The 17,200-nt window shown below is 67.0% G+C and carries 17 protein-coding genes; 15 read left to right on the top strand and 2 right to left on the bottom strand.

Going from position 1 to position 17,200, the window contains the following annotated elements; translation table 11 throughout:
* The 12 genes from ACFWF1_RS27050 to ACFWF1_RS26995 all read left to right on the top strand — a co-directional run bounded on the left by ACFWF1_RS27050 (position 1) and on the right by ACFWF1_RS26995 (position 8,602).
* Complete coding sequence (locus tag ACFWF1_RS27050; protein WP_379286776.1) at positions 1 to 267, top strand: hypothetical protein; 267 nt, start codon at positions 1 to 3, stop codon at positions 265 to 267.
* Between the two features lie 321 nt (positions 268 to 588).
* The gene (locus ACFWF1_RS27045) at positions 589 to 2,379 is read left to right on the top strand and encodes a hypothetical protein (protein ID WP_379286778.1); all 1,791 of its coding nucleotides are present in this window, start codon (positions 589 to 591) and stop codon (positions 2,377 to 2,379) included.
* Positions 2,376 to 3,161 (top strand): ESX secretion-associated protein EspG, encoded by a 786-nt coding sequence (locus tag ACFWF1_RS27040; protein WP_379286779.1) that lies wholly within the window; start codon positions 2,376 to 2,378, stop codon positions 3,159 to 3,161. Before ACFWF1_RS27045 ends, ACFWF1_RS27040 begins: the two co-directional genes overlap by 4 nt.
* Before the next feature lie 67 nt (positions 3,162 to 3,228).
* On the top strand, positions 3,229 to 3,585 hold the full coding sequence (locus tag ACFWF1_RS27035) for a hypothetical protein (RefSeq protein WP_379286781.1): 357 nt from the start codon (positions 3,229 to 3,231) through the stop codon (positions 3,583 to 3,585).
* Between the two features lie 26 nt (positions 3,586 to 3,611).
* Positions 3,612 to 3,914, top strand: coding sequence for a YbaB/EbfC family nucleoid-associated protein (locus ACFWF1_RS27030; protein WP_379286783.1), 303 nt, complete (start codon positions 3,612 to 3,614; stop codon positions 3,912 to 3,914).
* Positions 3,915 to 4,006: 92 nt separating this feature from the next.
* Positions 4,007 to 4,324 (top strand): type VII secretion target, encoded by a 318-nt coding sequence (locus ACFWF1_RS27025; protein ID WP_379286784.1) that lies wholly within the window; start codon positions 4,007 to 4,009, stop codon positions 4,322 to 4,324.
* The gene (locus tag ACFWF1_RS27020; protein ID WP_379286785.1) at positions 4,321 to 5,700 is read left to right on the top strand and encodes a hypothetical protein; all 1,380 of its coding nucleotides are present in this window, start codon (positions 4,321 to 4,323) and stop codon (positions 5,698 to 5,700) included. The genes ACFWF1_RS27025 and ACFWF1_RS27020 overlap by 4 nt, the downstream gene beginning before the upstream one ends.
* A gap of 16 nt (positions 5,701 to 5,716) precedes the next feature.
* Positions 5,717 to 6,052, top strand: a complete 336-nt coding sequence (locus ACFWF1_RS27015) for a PE domain-containing protein (protein WP_379286787.1) — start codon at positions 5,717 to 5,719, stop codon at positions 6,050 to 6,052.
* A gap of 46 nt (positions 6,053 to 6,098) precedes the next feature.
* Positions 6,099 to 7,085, top strand: a complete 987-nt coding sequence (locus ACFWF1_RS27010; protein WP_379286789.1) for a PPE domain-containing protein — start codon at positions 6,099 to 6,101, stop codon at positions 7,083 to 7,085.
* The gene (locus tag ACFWF1_RS27005; RefSeq protein WP_379286791.1) at positions 7,082 to 7,873 is read left to right on the top strand and encodes an ESX secretion-associated protein EspG; all 792 of its coding nucleotides are present in this window, start codon (positions 7,082 to 7,084) and stop codon (positions 7,871 to 7,873) included. Before ACFWF1_RS27010 ends, ACFWF1_RS27005 begins: the two co-directional genes overlap by 4 nt.
* A gap of 87 nt (positions 7,874 to 7,960) precedes the next feature.
* Complete coding sequence (locus tag ACFWF1_RS27000) at positions 7,961 to 8,257, top strand: WXG100 family type VII secretion target (RefSeq protein ID WP_379286793.1); 297 nt, start codon at positions 7,961 to 7,963, stop codon at positions 8,255 to 8,257.
* A 156-nt stretch (positions 8,258 to 8,413) separates the two neighbouring features.
* The gene (locus ACFWF1_RS26995) at positions 8,414 to 8,602 is read left to right on the top strand and encodes a hypothetical protein (RefSeq protein ID WP_379286795.1); all 189 of its coding nucleotides are present in this window, start codon (positions 8,414 to 8,416) and stop codon (positions 8,600 to 8,602) included.
* Between the two features lie 123 nt (positions 8,603 to 8,725).
* On the opposite strand, the gene eccE is transcribed toward ACFWF1_RS26995, so the two are convergent.
* Positions 8,726 to 10,522: a type VII secretion protein EccE gene (eccE, locus tag ACFWF1_RS26990; RefSeq protein WP_379286796.1), complete on the bottom strand. Its 1,797-nt coding sequence runs from the start codon at positions 10,520 to 10,522 to the stop codon at positions 8,726 to 8,728.
* Between the two features lie 125 nt (positions 10,523 to 10,647).
* Between eccE and eccB the strand changes: the two genes are divergently transcribed.
* Positions 10,648 to 12,165 (top strand): type VII secretion protein EccB, encoded by a 1,518-nt coding sequence (gene eccB, locus ACFWF1_RS26985; RefSeq protein WP_379286798.1) that lies wholly within the window; start codon positions 10,648 to 10,650, stop codon positions 12,163 to 12,165.
* 15 nt (positions 12,166 to 12,180) lie between these two features.
* Here the strand turns inward: eccB and eccA are convergent, their stop codons facing one another.
* On the bottom strand, positions 12,181 to 14,013 hold the full coding sequence (gene eccA / locus ACFWF1_RS26980) for a type VII secretion AAA-ATPase EccA (RefSeq protein ID WP_379286800.1): 1,833 nt from the start codon (positions 14,011 to 14,013) through the stop codon (positions 12,181 to 12,183).
* Between the two features lie 242 nt (positions 14,014 to 14,255).
* Here eccA and eccD point away from each other — a divergent pair, with 242 nt between their 5' ends.
* Both eccD and mycP read left to right on the top strand, forming a co-directional pair.
* Positions 14,256 to 15,731 carry a type VII secretion integral membrane protein EccD gene (gene eccD / locus ACFWF1_RS26975; protein ID WP_379286802.1) on the top strand — a complete coding sequence of 492 codons (1,476 nt, stop codon included), beginning with the start codon at positions 14,256 to 14,258 and terminating at the stop codon, positions 15,729 to 15,731.
* A gap of 12 nt (positions 15,732 to 15,743) precedes the next feature.
* Positions 15,744 to 17,153, top strand: a complete 1,410-nt coding sequence (gene mycP, locus ACFWF1_RS26970; RefSeq protein WP_379322225.1) for a type VII secretion-associated serine protease mycosin — start codon at positions 15,744 to 15,746, stop codon at positions 17,151 to 17,153.
* Positions 17,154 to 17,200: the final 47 nt, after the last annotated feature.

The following is a 17,200-nucleotide window of genomic DNA, read 5'->3' as shown; positions in this document are numbered from 1 at the left end:
ATGCTCTTGGACTACCCGACCGAGGACGAACTGCGGCAAAACTTCGCCGAGGCACTCACTTCGGTGCGTGGCGGCGGCGGCGTCTCCTCGGACAACGGCCTCGATCTGCGCACCGTGGAAGCGCTCTGGCAGATAGCTGACGCTCATCCCGCCATCTCCGACGAACTGATCGCCGCCGCCAACGCCGCTTTCGCGGGCCAACTGGACGGTACCAACGCGGCCGCCCGTCAGGCCGCGATCGATCGTGCGTTCGAGCAGGACGAATGAGAGAACCGAGCAGCAGCAACCCCATGGTCATCGGCAAACTCACTGGTCAAAGTGCGTTCAGCGCAAGCGTGCCACCAAGATTCGGGTCTGTACATGCGGGGTCGACGCTAGTACCCATAGAATTGGCACGCTGTAGGAACTAGCTGCGACGCCGACGTGCGCACACAACGTCAGCAGCGTCGTAGCTACGAGGAGGGCCAGTAGCGGATGAGAGATCCAGTGCACGAGCGCCGTTCGATGCCGAGGGCAGGTGGCTGTTCTGTCCCTGTCGTGTCGGCCCGCGGCCGTACTCGGAACTTTCCGCCGGCAGGAGTGTGACCAATGGGTGACCCGAAGGACGACTGGAAGGGCTTCAAACGGCCCGGCGCCCTCAAATTGGACGATGATGTCGCGAAGCAGGCGGCGACCTATTGCGCCGATATGCTCGACGTCATCGATCTCGTCGCGGCAGATGTCACCAGAGTCGTGCCGACCGAACCTGAAATGTTCGGCCATTTGCCCTCGGGGCATCGGTTGACGGACGAGTTCGTCAAGGCCGGCAAGAAGTTTCGTGACGAGGTCTTGGACAGCCATAAGAAGATTTTGACGGATATGGCCCAGTCGTTTCTGATCGCGGGCAACCATTACAAAAACGCGGACGCACAATCGAAGACAGATCTGGACGCGATCAAGAACAGTCGGGAACCCAGGGAAGGCATTGTCCGTGTCGGGCAGTCCTGGCAGGTCGTCCTGTGCACCACAAAAGGCGATGTATACGGTTGGGCCGACACCCCGGTCACCGATCCGAGCAACTACCAACGGGCCACGCCGGACGACAAGGGGAACTGGCAGGTCGGCAAGTACGGGGGATTGCCTTCTGGTCTGCAAGCCACCGATAAGGGGGCCGCGATCGATGCGGAACCCGCCGTATCGCTGATATATGAAGATTTCAACAAGCTGTATTCCAGCCTGAACGGCGTGTACGCGGCCAGGGATGTCTCGCAAGGCTGGAATCGCATGGCCGGCAAGCTGGACGCGGGGTTCACCGACTTCAACGCGAATATCTCCGGCCTGGTGGACTCGGAGAAGTGGACCGGCTACGGCGCGGAGAGCGCGAAGAACGCGGTGCACATCTATACCGGCACCGGCAAGGCCTTGGTCCAGACCATGTACAACATGGGCACGATCTCGCTGGACGCGTACAACTGGGGGAAAACAACTCAGGTCAATATGCCGAGCCAGCCGGCCGCGACGATGTCCGATCGAAACAAAATTCTGGAATTGGGGCTGGCCCGAGCGGCCTACGGCGGCTGGTATGAGCAGGGCATCGCCGCGACCTCTGCCGCCATCCCGCCGATGCCTCTTCCGCAGGGCCCCAAACCGCAGCAGAACAACAGCACGCCGGGAACTCCGGGCCCCCCGGGCCCTCCGGGTGCGCCAGGCAAGGCGAGTCCCGGTGCCCCCGGACTGCAGAACCAGCAACAGCAGCAGGACCAGCAGCGCAGGCTCCAAGAGCAAATGGATCAGCAGCGCAAGACGCTGGAAGACCAGCAGCGGCGGTCACAGGAACAGCAGGATCAGCGCGAGAAGCTGCAGCAGCAGCAAGAGCAGCAGCGGGCCACCCAGCAAGCCGCGCAGCAGGCGAGCCAGCAGGCCACCCAGATGGCGTCGCAGATCGGGCAGCAGCTCTCGCAGGCTGCCCAGCAGATGGGGTCGCAATTGGCCGCTGCCGCACAGCAAGCCGCGCAGCAAGCAGGCTTGGCCGGACTGCCTACCCTCCCGAGCATGAAGGATCTGGAGGAGCAGGCGAAGAAGGCGCTCGGCACCGCCTCGGCGAAAGGCGCAGGGGGTCCTGGTCCTGGCAGCGCCGCGAAACTGGGCGGCGTCGGTCAGACCCTGGACAAGGCCGCCAAGTTGTTCCCGCGGGCCGAGGCGGCGACAAACGCCGCCGCGAGCGGTGCGCGAGCGGGCCTCGCGTCGAGTGCCGGGATGGGCATGGGGCCCGGCCCCGGCCCGGGTGCTCAGGGGCAGCAGAAGGAGCACAAGCGCGCCGACTATCTCGACTCCACCGAGCATCTCGAGGATGCGATCGGCGAGGCGCCGGTAGTGGTCAAACCCATTGTTGAACAATGAACCGCACGTGGAGTTTTACCGACCTCGAACTCTTTGCCCTGTGGGAACGGGCAACGACGACGTGGCTGCCGTGGCCGTTGGTCATGACCGCGCGGGTGCGCACCCGCAGCGAATTGGATTCGCAGATGCGGCAGGCGCTGAATCGGGTGGAACGTGCGCACCCTGAGTTCATCGATACGGTGTTGGCGACACTGCTCGAGCCTGATATCCAGATCGCCGTGCACGGATCCGACGGTAGCGACACCATGAAACCGGATACTCTGGTGCGCGTATATGGCGTTCGCCGTGGCGATACCGGCTACGTGGTAAGCCAGAAACCCGGTGAAACCTATTGGCACAGTGGCGGATATACCGTCACCGAGTGCGATGCACTGAGATTGGCGGACCTGGTGGTGCAAGCAATTCCCGAGGCCGAGGCCGGTAGGGAGGCGGACTACATCCTGCCGACCGAGGACCGGGCGGAAGAGTTGGACTATTCATTCGCCAGTTCTGTTGTGCAAGATTCCTTTACAGATTCTGTGCACTCACGGTCCGCACGGTTTGTGGCCGCTCCGGACCAATTCGTAGGCACTATCGACATCACTCAGGGCCGCTCCCGGTTCGGCCCGCGTGGAGTTACTCGCCATCGGCTCGACTGGCGCGACATCGAAGGCGACGGTCGTTACGTCGTTACCGAGGGAACCCCGGCTACGGCGGTTGCGGCGGACAGCAAGCGGTTCGTGCAGTTGATCAACGGTCGAATCGCCGAGGTGGTCCGTGCCATCAAAGACGAGCGCGTATAAGGAGTTGTTAAGGAGTTGACATGCGTGAGACGCTGTTATTGATCCCATGTTCGGAGAGGGAGCGGCCGTGACGGTACCCAATGGCGATACGCCACAGGAGTTTCCGGCGGAATTCGTGGTGACCTCGCTGACCGGTTCGATTGCCGTGCGCACCACCGAGCAGGGGCTGCCGCTGGGCATCAAGCTGGACCAGGATCAATTGCGGCGCGACCCGGCGGCGTTGGCGGCCGAGATCTTACGGCTCTGCAAGCAGTCGGCGAACCGGGCTGGGCTGGCCCGCCGAGCGCAACTGCAAGAGGCGGGTTTCACCTCCGAGATGCTGGCGATGACCGGGCTACCCACTGAGCAGGAAGTGGCGCGGCAGGAGATCATCGAAGAGCAGGAGTACGAGACCGAGCCGCAGAGCTGGCTTCGATCAGTCTGACCAGGACGGGAATTCGGGAGGTAGTCATGGTCGACACGATGGACGAGTTGATCGCGCGGGTGCAGCAGCAGATGTACCGGCTGCGTGACCTCAACGAGGCGACCACCGGCATCTTGATGACCGAGACGTCCGAGGACGGCGCGATCACCGCCTCGGTGGACGGCAACGGCGCGTTGGTCGAGCTGAGCTTTTCCGGTGCGGTCGCGAAGCTTTCGCCTGCCGAGTTCGAGAAGACGCTGGTCGGCACCGCGCGGGCGGCGGCCTATCGCGCCTTCGCCGAGCGGGCCCAGCTCGTCACCGCATATAACGAGGAAAGTGCGGCGAGGTGATCGAGAAATTACGCCGTGATCAGCGCATACATGCTTCTCTAGGTAAGGTCTGACGAAACGCCTTATGGTGTTTCGGGATTGGATGTCAAGTCATGAATCACATTGAAGTTGTTCCAGATGCGGTTCGGGCCTACGGCTCCGCCTCGGCCGCGATGGCAGCGGGCGTCGCCTCGGCGGGCGCGGTGGACCAGGCGGCAACCATCGGCACGGTGGTGCCGGTGTTCGGCCTGATCGGCCAGGAATTCCTCGCCTCGTTCGCGTTCGCGCAGGCGAACCATCTGAGCTCGGTGGCCGAACTGGCCGCGGTGCACGCCGGTACGGCGCTGACCGCACACCAGGCCGCCAGCACCTACGAGTCCACCGATGGCGAGTCCGGTACGGCCATCGGATCGGTCATCTCGAAGTCATGACCATCCCCGGGGCCATTCCACCGCCGGGGGCGGAGCCGCTGGATCCGACCGTGCTGGATCTGTTGCGGGGCAGCTCCTTAGCCCCGATGCTCGACCAGCCGGTGAACCACATCCTGCAGGACATGGGGCTGCCGAACCTGCCGGAGATGCCCTCGTTCATCCACATGCCCGAGATGCCGCCGCTGCCGCCGCTCGACCTCACCGCGCTGATGCGGCCGCTGACCGATCTGGCAGCCGCGTTCGGCAGTGGAAAGCTCGGCGCCCCTCCGGCACCCCAGCCGGTCCCGGCCAATGCTGACGGCACCCAGAACGCGGCGGCACCGCCACCGCCGATGGACCCGACCCAGTTGCTGACCGGTATCTCGACCGTGATGCAGACCGTGATGCAGGTCGGCACCTCCGCCATTCAGACGGTGATGTCGGTGTGGCAGGGCATGGCGGCGATGGAGGCGGCGAAGAAGTCGGGCGAGGCCGCGACGGACGCGGGCAAGCTGGAGACCCAAAGCGTCCAGGAGAAGGTGGGTCTCACCAACGCGGCGGGCAGCGTCTTCACCGGCGCCGGACTGATGTCCGCGGTGGTGGCGAAAATGTCCACCACTCTCGCGCTGGCTCCGCTGTACGCGGCAACCCCGGCGGGACAGGTGTTCCTGGCGGCCTCGGCGGTCGAGTCGATGGCCGAGGCGCTCGGCATCACCGTCAAGACCAAGGGCGAACTGCTCGGCCACAGCGCCACCATGACCGCGACGGGGACCAAGGTCCCGATCACCAACGCCCCCAAGGGCGTTGCGGGCGCGGGCGGCGCCGATCAGCTGAGTCAGCTGATGAGCATGGTGACGCCGCTGATCAGCACCGCGAGCACGGCGGCGCAGTCGCTCGGCCAGCTGGCCCAGGCGAGTTCGGCGCTCAGCGCGCCGAAGCCGGTCGTCGACTCGAAAGCCCATGAGGGCGGCCAACTCTCCGACGACGAGAAGGCGAAGGCCGAAGCGGCGAGTGGGATGGGTGGTCCCGGTGCGTTCGGTGGCCCTGGCCCCGGCGCTGCGGGTGCACCTGCCGCTCCGTTGAACCCTTGGCAGGGCACGCGAGTCGCGAGCGGCTCGATGGGCTCGTTGAGCGGTGTCGGTGGGTCGAGTCCCGCCATGACAACGGCGATGTCGACCGGTGGCACCGGAGGCATGGGCGGGATGCCGATGTCAGGTGCCGGCGGTGTCGCTGGACTCGGCAAAGACGGCGAGTCGAGCACCGCGCTGCGCGGCCAGTTGGTGACCAGTCAGCACGGCGACGAAGTGGTCGGCCGGATCGAAGGGGTCTCGTTGCCGGTGGTCGGCGCGGCCGACACCACGTCGGAACCACCGCCGGATAAAGAACTCACGCTCTGACTTTGAGGAGGGTCTCATGAGTAGTGATGGCGCGTTCACGAGCTTTCAGTTCGACGCTGTCGCGGCCGGAGAGGCATCGAGTGGACTCGATGTGCTCGCCGACCGGCTGGCGGCGGATCTGCAGGCCGCCGAACAGGCATTGACGATCCAGCCGGCGGGGGCAGACGAAGTCTCCGGCCGGGCCGCGCAGACCGGGAACGAGGTCGCGTCCTCGTACTTGGCGAGCGCACAGGCCAGCGTGACCGAAATGCGAAAGCTGGCCGCCACGTTGCGGTTACACACCAACGAGTTCAACCAGATGGAAAGCGACAGCGTCGCGGGCTTCAACGCGGCAGGCGGCACATCCGCCTGAAGCACGGTCCGTGGAAAGGCCTGTCTTGGAAAGGCACAGCGCAGCAATGATCGAACCACCGAAGCCAGGGTTCACCGGCGTGGTGTGGGAAGCTCGGCAGCCGGATCGGCTCGCGCGAGACCTCACCACCGGGCCGGGCTCGCTGCCGATGGCCGAGGCAGCCGCCGAATGGGCGCGGCTTGCCACGGTTTTCGGTGCGGCGGTGCTCGAATACGAGCGGGTCCTTGCTTCGCTGCGCGTCGCGTGGCAGTCCGGTCGCAGCGGCGAGGTCATGGAAACGGTGACCAAGCTCAGGGATTGGCTGGTGGACGCGGCCACCACCGCGTCCACGAACGCCACCCGGCTGCAGACGCAGGTCGCCGCGTACGAGGTGGCCAGGCTGACCATGCCGAACACCGCGGACATCCGGCAGATCCAGCAGGTGCAGGACATGCTGAAAAGCATGGGTGCCATGCTCGGCGCGCCGATTCAGGCGATCGCCGCCGACACCGACGCGGACGCGGACATGGCGAAAGCCGTTGCGTCGCGGGTGATGCGCAGCTACGAAACGGCCGCCGAACCGTTGGCGATGCCGTGGCAGCATCAGGAACCGCCGAAGATCGCTCCGGCAGAGGCGTTGGCCGCCGAGCAGGCCACCGCCGCAGCGGCGGCTGAGGCACCGAAAGTGACGCCGAGCTTCAGCGGCATGCCGATCGGCTCGATCACGATGCCGACCCTGCCACCCAGGGCGCTGTCGTCCTACCGCGCGCCGGTGTACTCGCAAGCCACCACGACCACCGAGTCGACTACCAAATCGACCCAGGTCAGCGCGACGAACGCGACCGGCCAGACCGCGCCGATGGCGCCCGGTGCGATGGGTGGTGCAGGCGCGTCCCAAGACTCGGCCCGGTTCCCGCGCGCCAGCTTGGCGGACGAGGCGGACCAGATCGGGCTCGAAGGCGAAATCCAAGCCGCGCCAGCGGTTCTCGGCGGCACCGAGTCGGTGACCAAGGCGCCCAACGAGACTCGGAGCGAAACCGGCGGTGCGCCGTGACCACGCTGACCAACGACGCGTTGCTCGCCGTCGCCGACCGGCTCGGGGTACAGACCCTGCCGCTGGTGCTTTCGGTTGGGCCGCAACAGGATTCATTCGAGGAATGGCAGCAGGCGCAGGAGCAGGCCGTGGCCACCCTGATCGGCGACGGCCTGATCGACGCGCACGGCGAAGTGGCAACGGAGCTGGCCGAAACGCTGTTCACACTGGCCTTGCCGGAGCATGAACTGGTGGCCCGCATCTACACCGAAGACGGTTCGCGCCGAGTCTGTGTGGTGCGTCGTGGTGACGCGCACGCGGTCGCGGTCCGCTCCGGCGACGACTTCGAGGTGCGGCAGGTGTGGACCGATGGGTCCGCGGCCGATTTGGTGCGGCCGCTGCTGGCCGCTATGGATCCGTGCCCGCCCGCCGACATTCCCCAATTCAGCGTCCCAGCCGCGGAGCTGGCCGAGCGGCTCAACGCCGCCGCCACCTCCAGCGAGCTCACCGACGCTCTCTATGCCCTGGGTGCCACTGAACGCGACGCCACCAAGTTGGGGCTCGCGTTCGGTGCGACGCACGCTTACGCCGAGATCGTGGCGTGCGCCCATGAGGATGGCGTGACCACACGAGCATCTGGTGCCGTCGCCGTGTACGACACCGCCCGTGGGCGGATCGTTGTAGCACCGACGGTTTCCCCGGATCAGCAGGTCTGGTCCACGGTCACGCCAGGTTCCGACCACCGGGTTGCGCAAGCAGTCGCCACGTTGATCGAGGGGCTGCCCGGGGGGAGGTGGCTGCCTCAGTAGTTCTCGGGTGGCAACTTCGGTTGTCTCGCAATTCGACGAGATCGTTCGCATGGGAACGGTCATCACATATGACGAAAGGTCAATGAAATGGCACTTACTAACCTTGGTGGTTCCGGCAATGCTGTCGGCCAGGATGCCGCCGGCGTCGGCAGTGTTGTCAACGACATACATGTAGTGATCGAGAAGCTCAGAAAATCGGTCCAGGCAGTTGAGCATTCCGCAATTGATGCGAAGAACGGCTGGCAGGGCATAGCGGCCAAGAAGTTCCACGATGTTGTGGACGCCTGGAGCCACGAGTCCGACGACCTGAACAATGAGCTCACCAATTTCAATACAGCAATCGACGAGGGCAGCAAGTACCTCACGCAGGTGGACGAGTCCTGATAGGTCTGCCCTATACCAATTCATCTGATCCATCGTTCGAAGGAATAAAAAATGACGTCTCCCATGCTTTACGACCCGCGGACTATGAACCAGCTGCATGACGACTTGCGCACGCATGGCACAGATATACGGAACGAAATCGACACGCTCCAGAGGTTGGCTGGAAGGTTCCACGACAACCTGTCCGGCGCGGACGCCATCGCAGGCTTCGACGCGAAGCACAAGAAACTCAGCACGGCGCTCGATGACACTGTGGCGAAGCTGAACGACCTGGCCACTCAGGTGGACGACGCGCTGAACCGCGCGCTCGCGGCCGACAAGAAGGTCGGCGACGGCTTCTCCTGACATGTTCGCGACCTGACGGCCGACCGGGACATCCAGTTCCGGCCGGCCGTTTCGGTTTGCAGACCAGCACAGTGGTCTTCGAGCCAGCGCTGTGGTTTCCGAACCAGCGCAGGGATTCCCGGATCAGCGCGCGGCGAGCGATTCGCCGATGTAGTGCATCTCGTCCGGTGTGGTCACCATGAACACGGTCGCGCTCGCGGTCGCGGTGCGCACGGTGATCCGGTTCGGCGCGTCCGGATCCTGGACCAGCGTGACGTCGGCATCGATCGGCGCCGGCGGTTGATCCGGCGTGCGTACATGCACGATGGTGGCGCCGCCCGCGTGCGTGGTCGGGGCGATCCCGTCGAACACCACGACAGTGGTGCTCGGGTAAGGCGCGGCGGGTAGCGGCGGTGCGGCGGGTGCGTGGTAGCTGGCTCCCGCGGACCGCGGCGCGATTGAAATCACATGCGGCGCATCGAGGTTGGTCACCATGGTGTGCCACGCGTCGGGCCGTGCGGTGTGCACGATGGCGTGCGCGCCGAGCGCGGTCGCCCGCAGGATCACCTGCTGGGCCAGGTCCAGGTTGCCGATCACCTCCAGGTGCCGGGTGCCCTCGCCGACCAGCGGCACCGCGATGCCCTGGCCGATCTCGTCGGCCCCGATCAACTGCCCGCAGCCCGCGGTCGGCACCGCGATGGCGGTGAGCGCGGTCATCGTGCCGCGATATCCGGTGTCCGCGCCCCAGCGCCCGCCCGACCCGATCGGCAAGGTGTCCAACAGGATTCGCAGCTGATTGCCCGGCAGTTCGCGCAGGCCGGGCAGCGGCGGCTCCTCCGGTTCGAAAGTGGTGTCGAACCGGACAACGGCATTGAGGACAACGGTGCCGGCATGGTCGGCACGGGTGTCGTGCCGGTTCGCTCCGGGACGCAACCGCAGGATCACCGTGGTGGACAGGCTCTGCACCGTCCAGATGTCGGCCAGCCCGCGCGGGGCGATCAGGTCCGCGCCGATCTGATAGTGCGTCATATAGCGGCCCTGATACTCCAGGGACCGCGGCGATTCGGCGAGCTGGTCGAGCTCGAAGCCGTGGGTGAGTTCGCGGACCGCGGTGTTCATTTCGGTGGCGGTCAGCACCGAGGTGGCGATGTCGTGCGCGGCGAGCCGGTTCGCCACCCGGCGGGTGGCGATCATCGCGGTGCGCAGGGCGCCGGTGCCGCCGCCACCGCGCTTGTCCACCGCCTCGGCATTGGCCAGCGGATCCAGCCGCAGCACCAGCCACAGGGTGCGGTGCGCGATGGCGGGCAGCGGGCCGAGAATGCTGTCGTACAGGTGCGAGACGATGCCGGTGCCCGCGGTGCGCGCGCCCGTGCTGACGATGTCGACACCGGCCAGGGTCAGATCGAATTGATCGAGGCAGCTGGCGATCTCGGTGAGCGGAAGCAGCTGATCGGTGCTCAGCTCACCGCGGCGCAGCAGCGTCAACGTGTCCGGCGGCGGATCGATCCGCAGCATGGTGAGCAGCAGCTCGCCGTCCCAGCGCACGCCGTAACCGCCGCCCTCGCTGAACGGCACATCGAAGGCGGGCGACTGGGTCAGCAGATCGGCGGGCCGCCCGGTGCGCCGCCGGGCCAGCATGCCGCCGATCCGCCCGGCCGGGGTGCGGTCGCGGATCGGGAGCAGGAAGATCACTGCGAAACCGATGCCCGCGCCGATCGCACCCCACAGCGAATGCGTTGTGGCGAGCACGATCCAGGCCAGCGCGGCGGCCAGCACCACCACCGGCACGACCACCCGCAGCGGATAGACACGGAAGAGCCAGAACTCGGGGTCGCGCAGGGTGTCGTAGGCCGAAGCCGGGTCGGCCGGCGGTGTCGGCGCACCACTGCCTTCCGGCTCGGTCGCCCCGTCGGGCCTGGTCTGCTGCTCAGTTGTCGTCACGCGTTGTCCCTGTCTGCCACCTGTACGACCACCGCCCATGACCATGAAATCATCGGTTCAGGGCCGTCCTGGAATTACGGTACCGTGTCGATGAAGATGGCTCTCGACAGTTCGATGGAGACCTTGTGCCGGCACAGCTGACCACCCGAGCCCAGGTCAACGGGTACCGATTCCTGTTGCGCCGACTCGATCACGCGCTGGTGCGGCGCGATGTGCGCATGCTGCACGATCCGATGCGGTCCCAGGTGCGTTCGCTCATGGTCGGTTTGGTGCTCGGGATACTCGTGATCGCCGGTGCGGCCATCCTGAGCTTTCTGAAGCCGCAGGGTGCGGTCGGCGACTCGGTGATCGTGTCGGGCAAGCAGAGCGGCGCGCTGTATGTCGTGGTGCAGGGCCAGAACGGCACCAAGACGCTGCATCCGGTCCTGAACCTGGCCTCCGCCCGGCTGATCACCGGCAGCAATGCCGAGCCGAACGCGGTGAAGGACAGCAAGCTCAACGACATGCCGCGCGGACCGATGGTCGGCATCCCCGGCGCGCCCAGCGCGCTGCCAGGGTCGGCGCAGGGGCCGCGGTCGGAATGGGCGCTGTGCGAGACGATCACGCTGTCGCAGGGCGGTAGCGCGGCCTCGGCCACCGGCGGCACCACGACGATCATCGCGGGCCGTCCGGCGCTCGGTGATCGCACCCGCACGGTGGGCAAGGACGAGGCGCTGCTGGTGAAGCGCAGCGGCAAGACCTACCTGGTCTACGACGGCAAGCGGGCCGAGGTCGACCCGGGCAACTCGGTGCTGGTGCGCGCGCTGAACCTGCCTGCGCACCGGCCGCGTCCGGTGGGTACCGGAATGCTCGGCGCGACAACGGAAGTCCCGCCGCTCGGGGCGCCGCAGATCCCGCAGGCCGGTCAGCCGGGCCCCGGCCCGCTGTCGAATGTTCCGGTCGGTGGCGTCATCTCGGTGCGCGATTTCGGCGACGGCAAGCCCGAGCTGTATGCCGTGCTAGCTGACGCGCTGCAGCCGGTGAGCCCGTTCACCGCGCAGCTCATCCGGTTCGCCGACTCGCACGGGATGAGCGACATCCCGACCATGCCGCCGGACGTGCTCGACCGGGTGCGAGTGGTGCACGACGTGTTGCCGATCAACGACTTTCCGGTCGATACCCCGAAGATCCTGAATGCCGAGGATGCCCCGGTCACCTGCGTGGCCTGGTCCAAGACACCGGGCACGGCCCCGGCCAACCGCAAGGTCGACGCGGGTGACGGTCCGGCCGAACGCGCGTCGGTCACCCTGCTTGCCGGTGTGCGCGTGCCGATCGCGGAGTCGGCGAAGGCCGTCGACCTCGCCACCGCCGACGGCACCGGTGACCGGGTGGACGCCGTGTACGTCCCGCCGGGCAGCGGTGAGTTCGTTCAGGTGACCGGCATGGAGCCGGGCAGCCCACGGCGCGGCAGCCTGTTCTACGTCGCCGATAACGGTGTCCGCTATGGCATTCCGGATATGGCGACCGCGGGCGTGCTCGGTCTCGGGGACACCCCGCGGCTCGCGCCGTGGGCGATCATCGGCCAGATGGTTCCCGGTGCCACGCTGTCGCCGAAGGAAGCGCTCATCGCGCGCGATCAGCTGCCGCTGGAGCCGCAGCACTAGCCGTGCGGCCGTATGTCAGCCGGTGAAGCCGACATTCAGTGAGGCGAGGATGCTGGAGAGCGCGGCGTGCATATCGGGCGCCTCGATGCGCATCAGCATATTCTCGTCGATATTGGCCAGATCCAGGGTTTCGTCGTTGGCCAGCCGGAATTCGCGCTCTTCCTCGGCGGTTTCGATGACGTTGCGGATGAATCGGCCGTTGCCCGCCAGGTCGACGCCGCGGCGCGGCTGACCGCTCTGGTCGGTGCTCTGCAGTTCGTAGAGCTGGGTGCAGGCGGTGACGAGCAGGGCGAGCGCCTCATCGGACAGTTCCGAATCCCGCTTGCGCGCGATGACGTTGCCGATCTCGCCGAGTTCCGCGGGGGTGTAGGACGGGAACTGCACGCGCTTGGAAAACCGCGATGCCAGACCATCATTGGCGGCGAGCAGGCGATCGATCTCGCCGTCGTATCCGGCGATGATCACCACCAGCCGGTCGCGGTCGTTCTCCATCCGAGCCAGCAGCGTATCGATGGCTTCACGGCCGAACGAGTCGCCGCCCTGCAGGCCGGTCTGGATCAGCGTGTACGCCTCGTCGATGAACAGCACGCCGTCCATCGCGCTGTCGATCAGCGCCTCCGACTTGACCGCGGTGCCGCCGAGGTGCTGGGCGACGAAGTCGACGCGCTTGGCCTCGACCACCTTGTCGGTCTTCAAAATGCCGACGCCGCAATAGATTTTGGCGACCACCCGGGCAATGGTGGTCTTACCCGTGCCAGGCGGGCCGGTGAACGCGAGGTGCTGCCCGCGCGCCCCGGCGGCCAGGCCCTTCTCGGCGCGGATCTTCGCCATCTGCGCGCTCGACTGCAGCTTGGCCACCTGGGTCTTCACCGAGGTCAAGCCGATCTGGGAGTCCAGTTCGGCCCGGGCGTCGGCGAGGATCTTCTTGGCCCGATCCTCGGTCTCGGCCTGCTCCAGCGCCTTCATCGACGGCGCGGAGGCCGGATCCCACCTGTTGGTGCGGGCGTCGATCGTTTCGCGGGAGGTGACGCTGATCCGATAGGTGCGGTCACGCATCGCGGCAGTGTTCGCCTCGAAATCCGGGGCCTGCGAGTACACCTTCTCGAACAGTCCCTGCGCCACCTCTTCGTTGCCGGATTCGCGCAGGCACAGGCCGCGGCAGAACATGGCGGTCGATCGGGCGGCCGGGATCGGGCCCGCTTCGGCCTGTTCCATCCGGCGGATCGCCTCACCGAACAGCCCGAGCTGCGCGCAGGCGGTACCGACCATGACGTTCGCGCCCGCCGCGAGGTACGGGTCGTCCCACTCGGCCGAACCGGCCAGCACGGTCATCACATCGGACCAGCGCTGGGTGTTGTAGTGCATGACGCCGCGGACATACGCGCAGATGCGGTTGTCGATCGCGCGATCCGGGTCGCTCAGCTGGGACCTGCGGTACGTGTCGAGTTCGTCGAGCACCCGCTCGGCCTCGTCGTATTCCTTGTCCGCGATGAGGAATGCGGCCCAGGCGAGCCAGATCTCGGTGTAGCTGGCCAGCGGGTAGTCGATATAGAGGCCGGGCAGGAACCGGCCGGCCAGGTCGCGCGGCTGCAGGCCGAGCCTGCGCTGCTCCCGGTACAGCGTGCTCGCGCTGGTCTTGTGCATGTTGAACAAGACGTCCTTGGTGAGCTCGCCCGCGGCGGCGCGGCCGAGCCAGGCGTCGCACATGGTGGGATCCCACTCGGTGGCGCGCTGGAAGGCGAGCTTCGCGTACTCGAGATCGCGCGCGGACTCCTGCCCCTCGATGGACAATCCCAGCGACAGAATTCCGGCGTCGAAGGCGCGTTGTGCTTGGCGATTGCCGGTCATGGCTGTCGGACCCCGAAGTCTTCGTTCGTAGTAGCGGATGAGTTCTTTATGCCCCCCAGACTACCGATCGCGCAGTGCCTGGTCTGTCCGTTACATTAGGTTCAGCTGCCCAGAGGTTGCAACGCATGTGTTGTCTAGGTGAGAGTCATACGGGTGTCGAAGTCGTTCACTCAGAAGACGTTCCACCCGGTGCCGTCGAGGCGTGAACAATCGTCAGTGGAGAGGCCGGGGGTCCGGGGTCGTTGATCGAGTCACCAACCAGTGGCACGCGAGCCGCTGAACCGGAGCTGAGCCGCGTTTCCGTCATCGGCGGGAACACTCAGCTCGATGTCGGGCTGCCCGCAACCGTGCCGATCGCCGGCTTCATCGGCGACCTGGTGGCCCTGATCGAATCCCGCAACCCCGACCAGTTCGACGCCGAGGACGACTCGGTGCCGCTGCAGGCCCAGCATTGGACGTTGGCGCGGCTCGGCCAGGACGCGTTCGCGCCGAGCCGCACGCTCAACGACGCCGATGTGCACGACGGCGAACTGCTCGTGCTGCGCTCGGTCACCGCGAAGGAAGCGCCCGCGCTCTTCGACGACGTGATCGACGCGGTATCCCGGCTCACCGCCGAGGAATTCCGTAGCTGGACCGGCGGCTCCGCGCGCTGGATGGGCCTGGTCTCCTCGGTGCTGACGGTGCTCACCGTGTTGGCGCTGCTGATCAATTCGCGCGGGCACGGCGATCCGCTGGCCCCCGCGTTCGCGCTGTCCGGCGTGGGTATCGGGGCCTTCGTCGCCGCGGGCTTCGCCGCCCGCAAATACCTCGACCAGCTCTCCGCCGTCTGGTTGTCACTGGATGGTCTGCTGCTGCTGTTCGGCGGCGCCGCGCTTTTCGTGCCGGGTCCGCTGGGCAGCGCACATCTGTTGCTGGGCTGTTCGGTGACGATCGTGGCTGCGGTGCTCGGCTTTCGGATCATCGGCGCGGGCGCGACCTTGTTCTCCGCCGCGGGTGCGCTCAGCGTCATCGCGGGTATCGCCGCCGCGGTGTATCTGGTCTGGCATCCCGGTCTGCCGAAGCTGGCCGGTGGCCTGGTGGTGGTCGGCATCGCGCTGCTGTCCATGGTGCCGCGACTGGCCGCCGGGCTGGCCCGGCTGCCGATCCCGCCGGTGCCGACCGCGGGTGGCGCGATCGACCCGGCCGATCATGAACAGCGCCCGACCATCGAGGGCATCGGCGCGATCGGCGCCACCGCGCTGCCGTCGGCGTCCGGCCTCGGCGAGCGGTCCCGCGCGGCCAACCAGTACCAATCCGGCTTGATCGTCGCGTGCACGGCGACCGCGGTGATCGGCGCGTTCGGCGCGGCCGACCCGCTCGGCTCGGCGCGCTGGCAGGGCATCGTGCTCGCCGTCGTCACCGGGATCATCCTGTGCCTGCGCGGCCGGTCCTTCGCCGATCTCACCCAGGCCGCGACGCTGATCGCGGGTGGCTGCGTGACCTTCGTCGGGCTGGCCGCCGGTCTGGCGCTGGGCGACACGGAATTCGAACTGCTCGGGGTCGGCCTGCTCGTCGCCTTCGCGGCGGGCACGGTGGGCTTCGGCGTGATCGGACCGCATATCGAGGTCACGCCGATCACCAGGCGGATGATCGAAATCTTCGAGTACCTGCTGATCATCTCGTTGATCCCGCTGGTCCTGTGGATCATGGGGGTCTACTCGATGGCCAGGAACATATGAGTGCGGGAACCGATGGGCCCTAGCGCTTTCCGTCGCAACCTGCTGCGGATGGCCGGTGCCGCCGCGGTGGTCGGCCTGGTGAGCGCACCCGCATCGCCCGCCGCCGCTATCTCGCCGCCCAGCATCGATCCGGGCGCGCTGGGTATCGCACAGGTGTTGAGCGGTCGTCCCGCGCCCTTGGAACCGACCCAGCAGGCCGACCAGTGCGCCGAACCGGCGCTCACCGGGTCGCCGCCGAACGAGCCACCGATCTCGCAGCGGGTGCTCGATCTGCCCGCAGCGTGGCAGTTCAGCCGGGGCGCCGGGCAGAAGGTTGCGGTGATCGACACCGGGGTGCAACGGCATCCGCGCTTGGCGGCCCTGCAGCCGGGCGGCGACTACGTCTCCGATTCCGACGGCACCGTCGACTGCGACGGGCACGGCACCCTGGTGGCCGGAATTATCGCCGCGCAGCCGAGTCCCGGCGACGCGTTCACCGGGGTCGCGCCCGATGCGGAGATCCTGAGCATCCGGCAGCTCAGCCTGGCCTACGAGAAAAAGGACCGCGGCGGTGAAAAGCCGCCGGGCACCATTCGTGCCGACGGCTACGGCAGCGTGCTCACGCTGGCCGCGGCCGTGGTGCGTGCGGTCGATCTCGGCGCCACCGTCATCAACATCTCCGAAGTGGCCTGCAGTCCAGCCGGATCCGACACCGCCGACTCCGCGCTCGGAGCCGCGGTGAAGTACGCCTCGGAACGTAATGTCGTCGTGGTGGCGGCCGCGGGGAACGTCGAGAACAACGGCCCATGCCAGAAGCAGAACGACGGTTCCGGCTGGGATTCGGTCAACACCGTGGCCAGCCCGGCCTGGTTCTCGCCGTATGTACTCGCGGTGGCCTCGGTGGACGCGGACGGCAAGCCGTCGGACCTGTCGCTGCACGGCCCGTGGGTCGGCGTCGCCGCGATCGGCCGCAATATCGTGTCGCTGGACAGCAAGGCCGGCGGCGTCGGCGTGGTGAACGGCGTGCAGACCGACGAGGGCATCCGCCCGGTCGACGGCACCAGTTTCGCGGCACCCTACGTCGCCGGGCTGGCGGCGCTGGTGCGGTCCCGATTCCCGAATCTCGATGCGCGACAGGTGATCGACCGCATCATCCGCACCGCGCAGGCGCCGGGCGCCGGCCGTGACGACGCGATCGGCGCAGGCCTGATCGACCCGCTGGCCGCGCTCACCGCGCAACTGCCCGACAAGTCCGTGAGCGACAGTGCCGATGTCGCACGTGCGATCGCCGCGCCGGTCATCCAGCCCGGCCCCGACCCTCGGCCACGCCGGGTCGCGGTGATCGGCTCGCTGACCTGCTTGACCGCCCTGGCCATCGGCATCGCGGTATCGATTCCGTACCGCCGCCGACGCCGGGAGATCGACGCCGAATTCGACCCGTAGCGCGGGCTGCCCGCCGAACGCAGACAGCTCGACCGATCGAAGGACTC

This window comes from Nocardia sp. NPDC060255 (assembly GCF_042727395.1).
Lineage (GTDB): Bacteria > Actinomycetota > Actinomycetes > Mycobacteriales > Mycobacteriaceae > Nocardia.
Note: the sequence above shows the minus strand (reverse complement) of the source record. Positions and strands in the feature narration are given on the sequence as shown.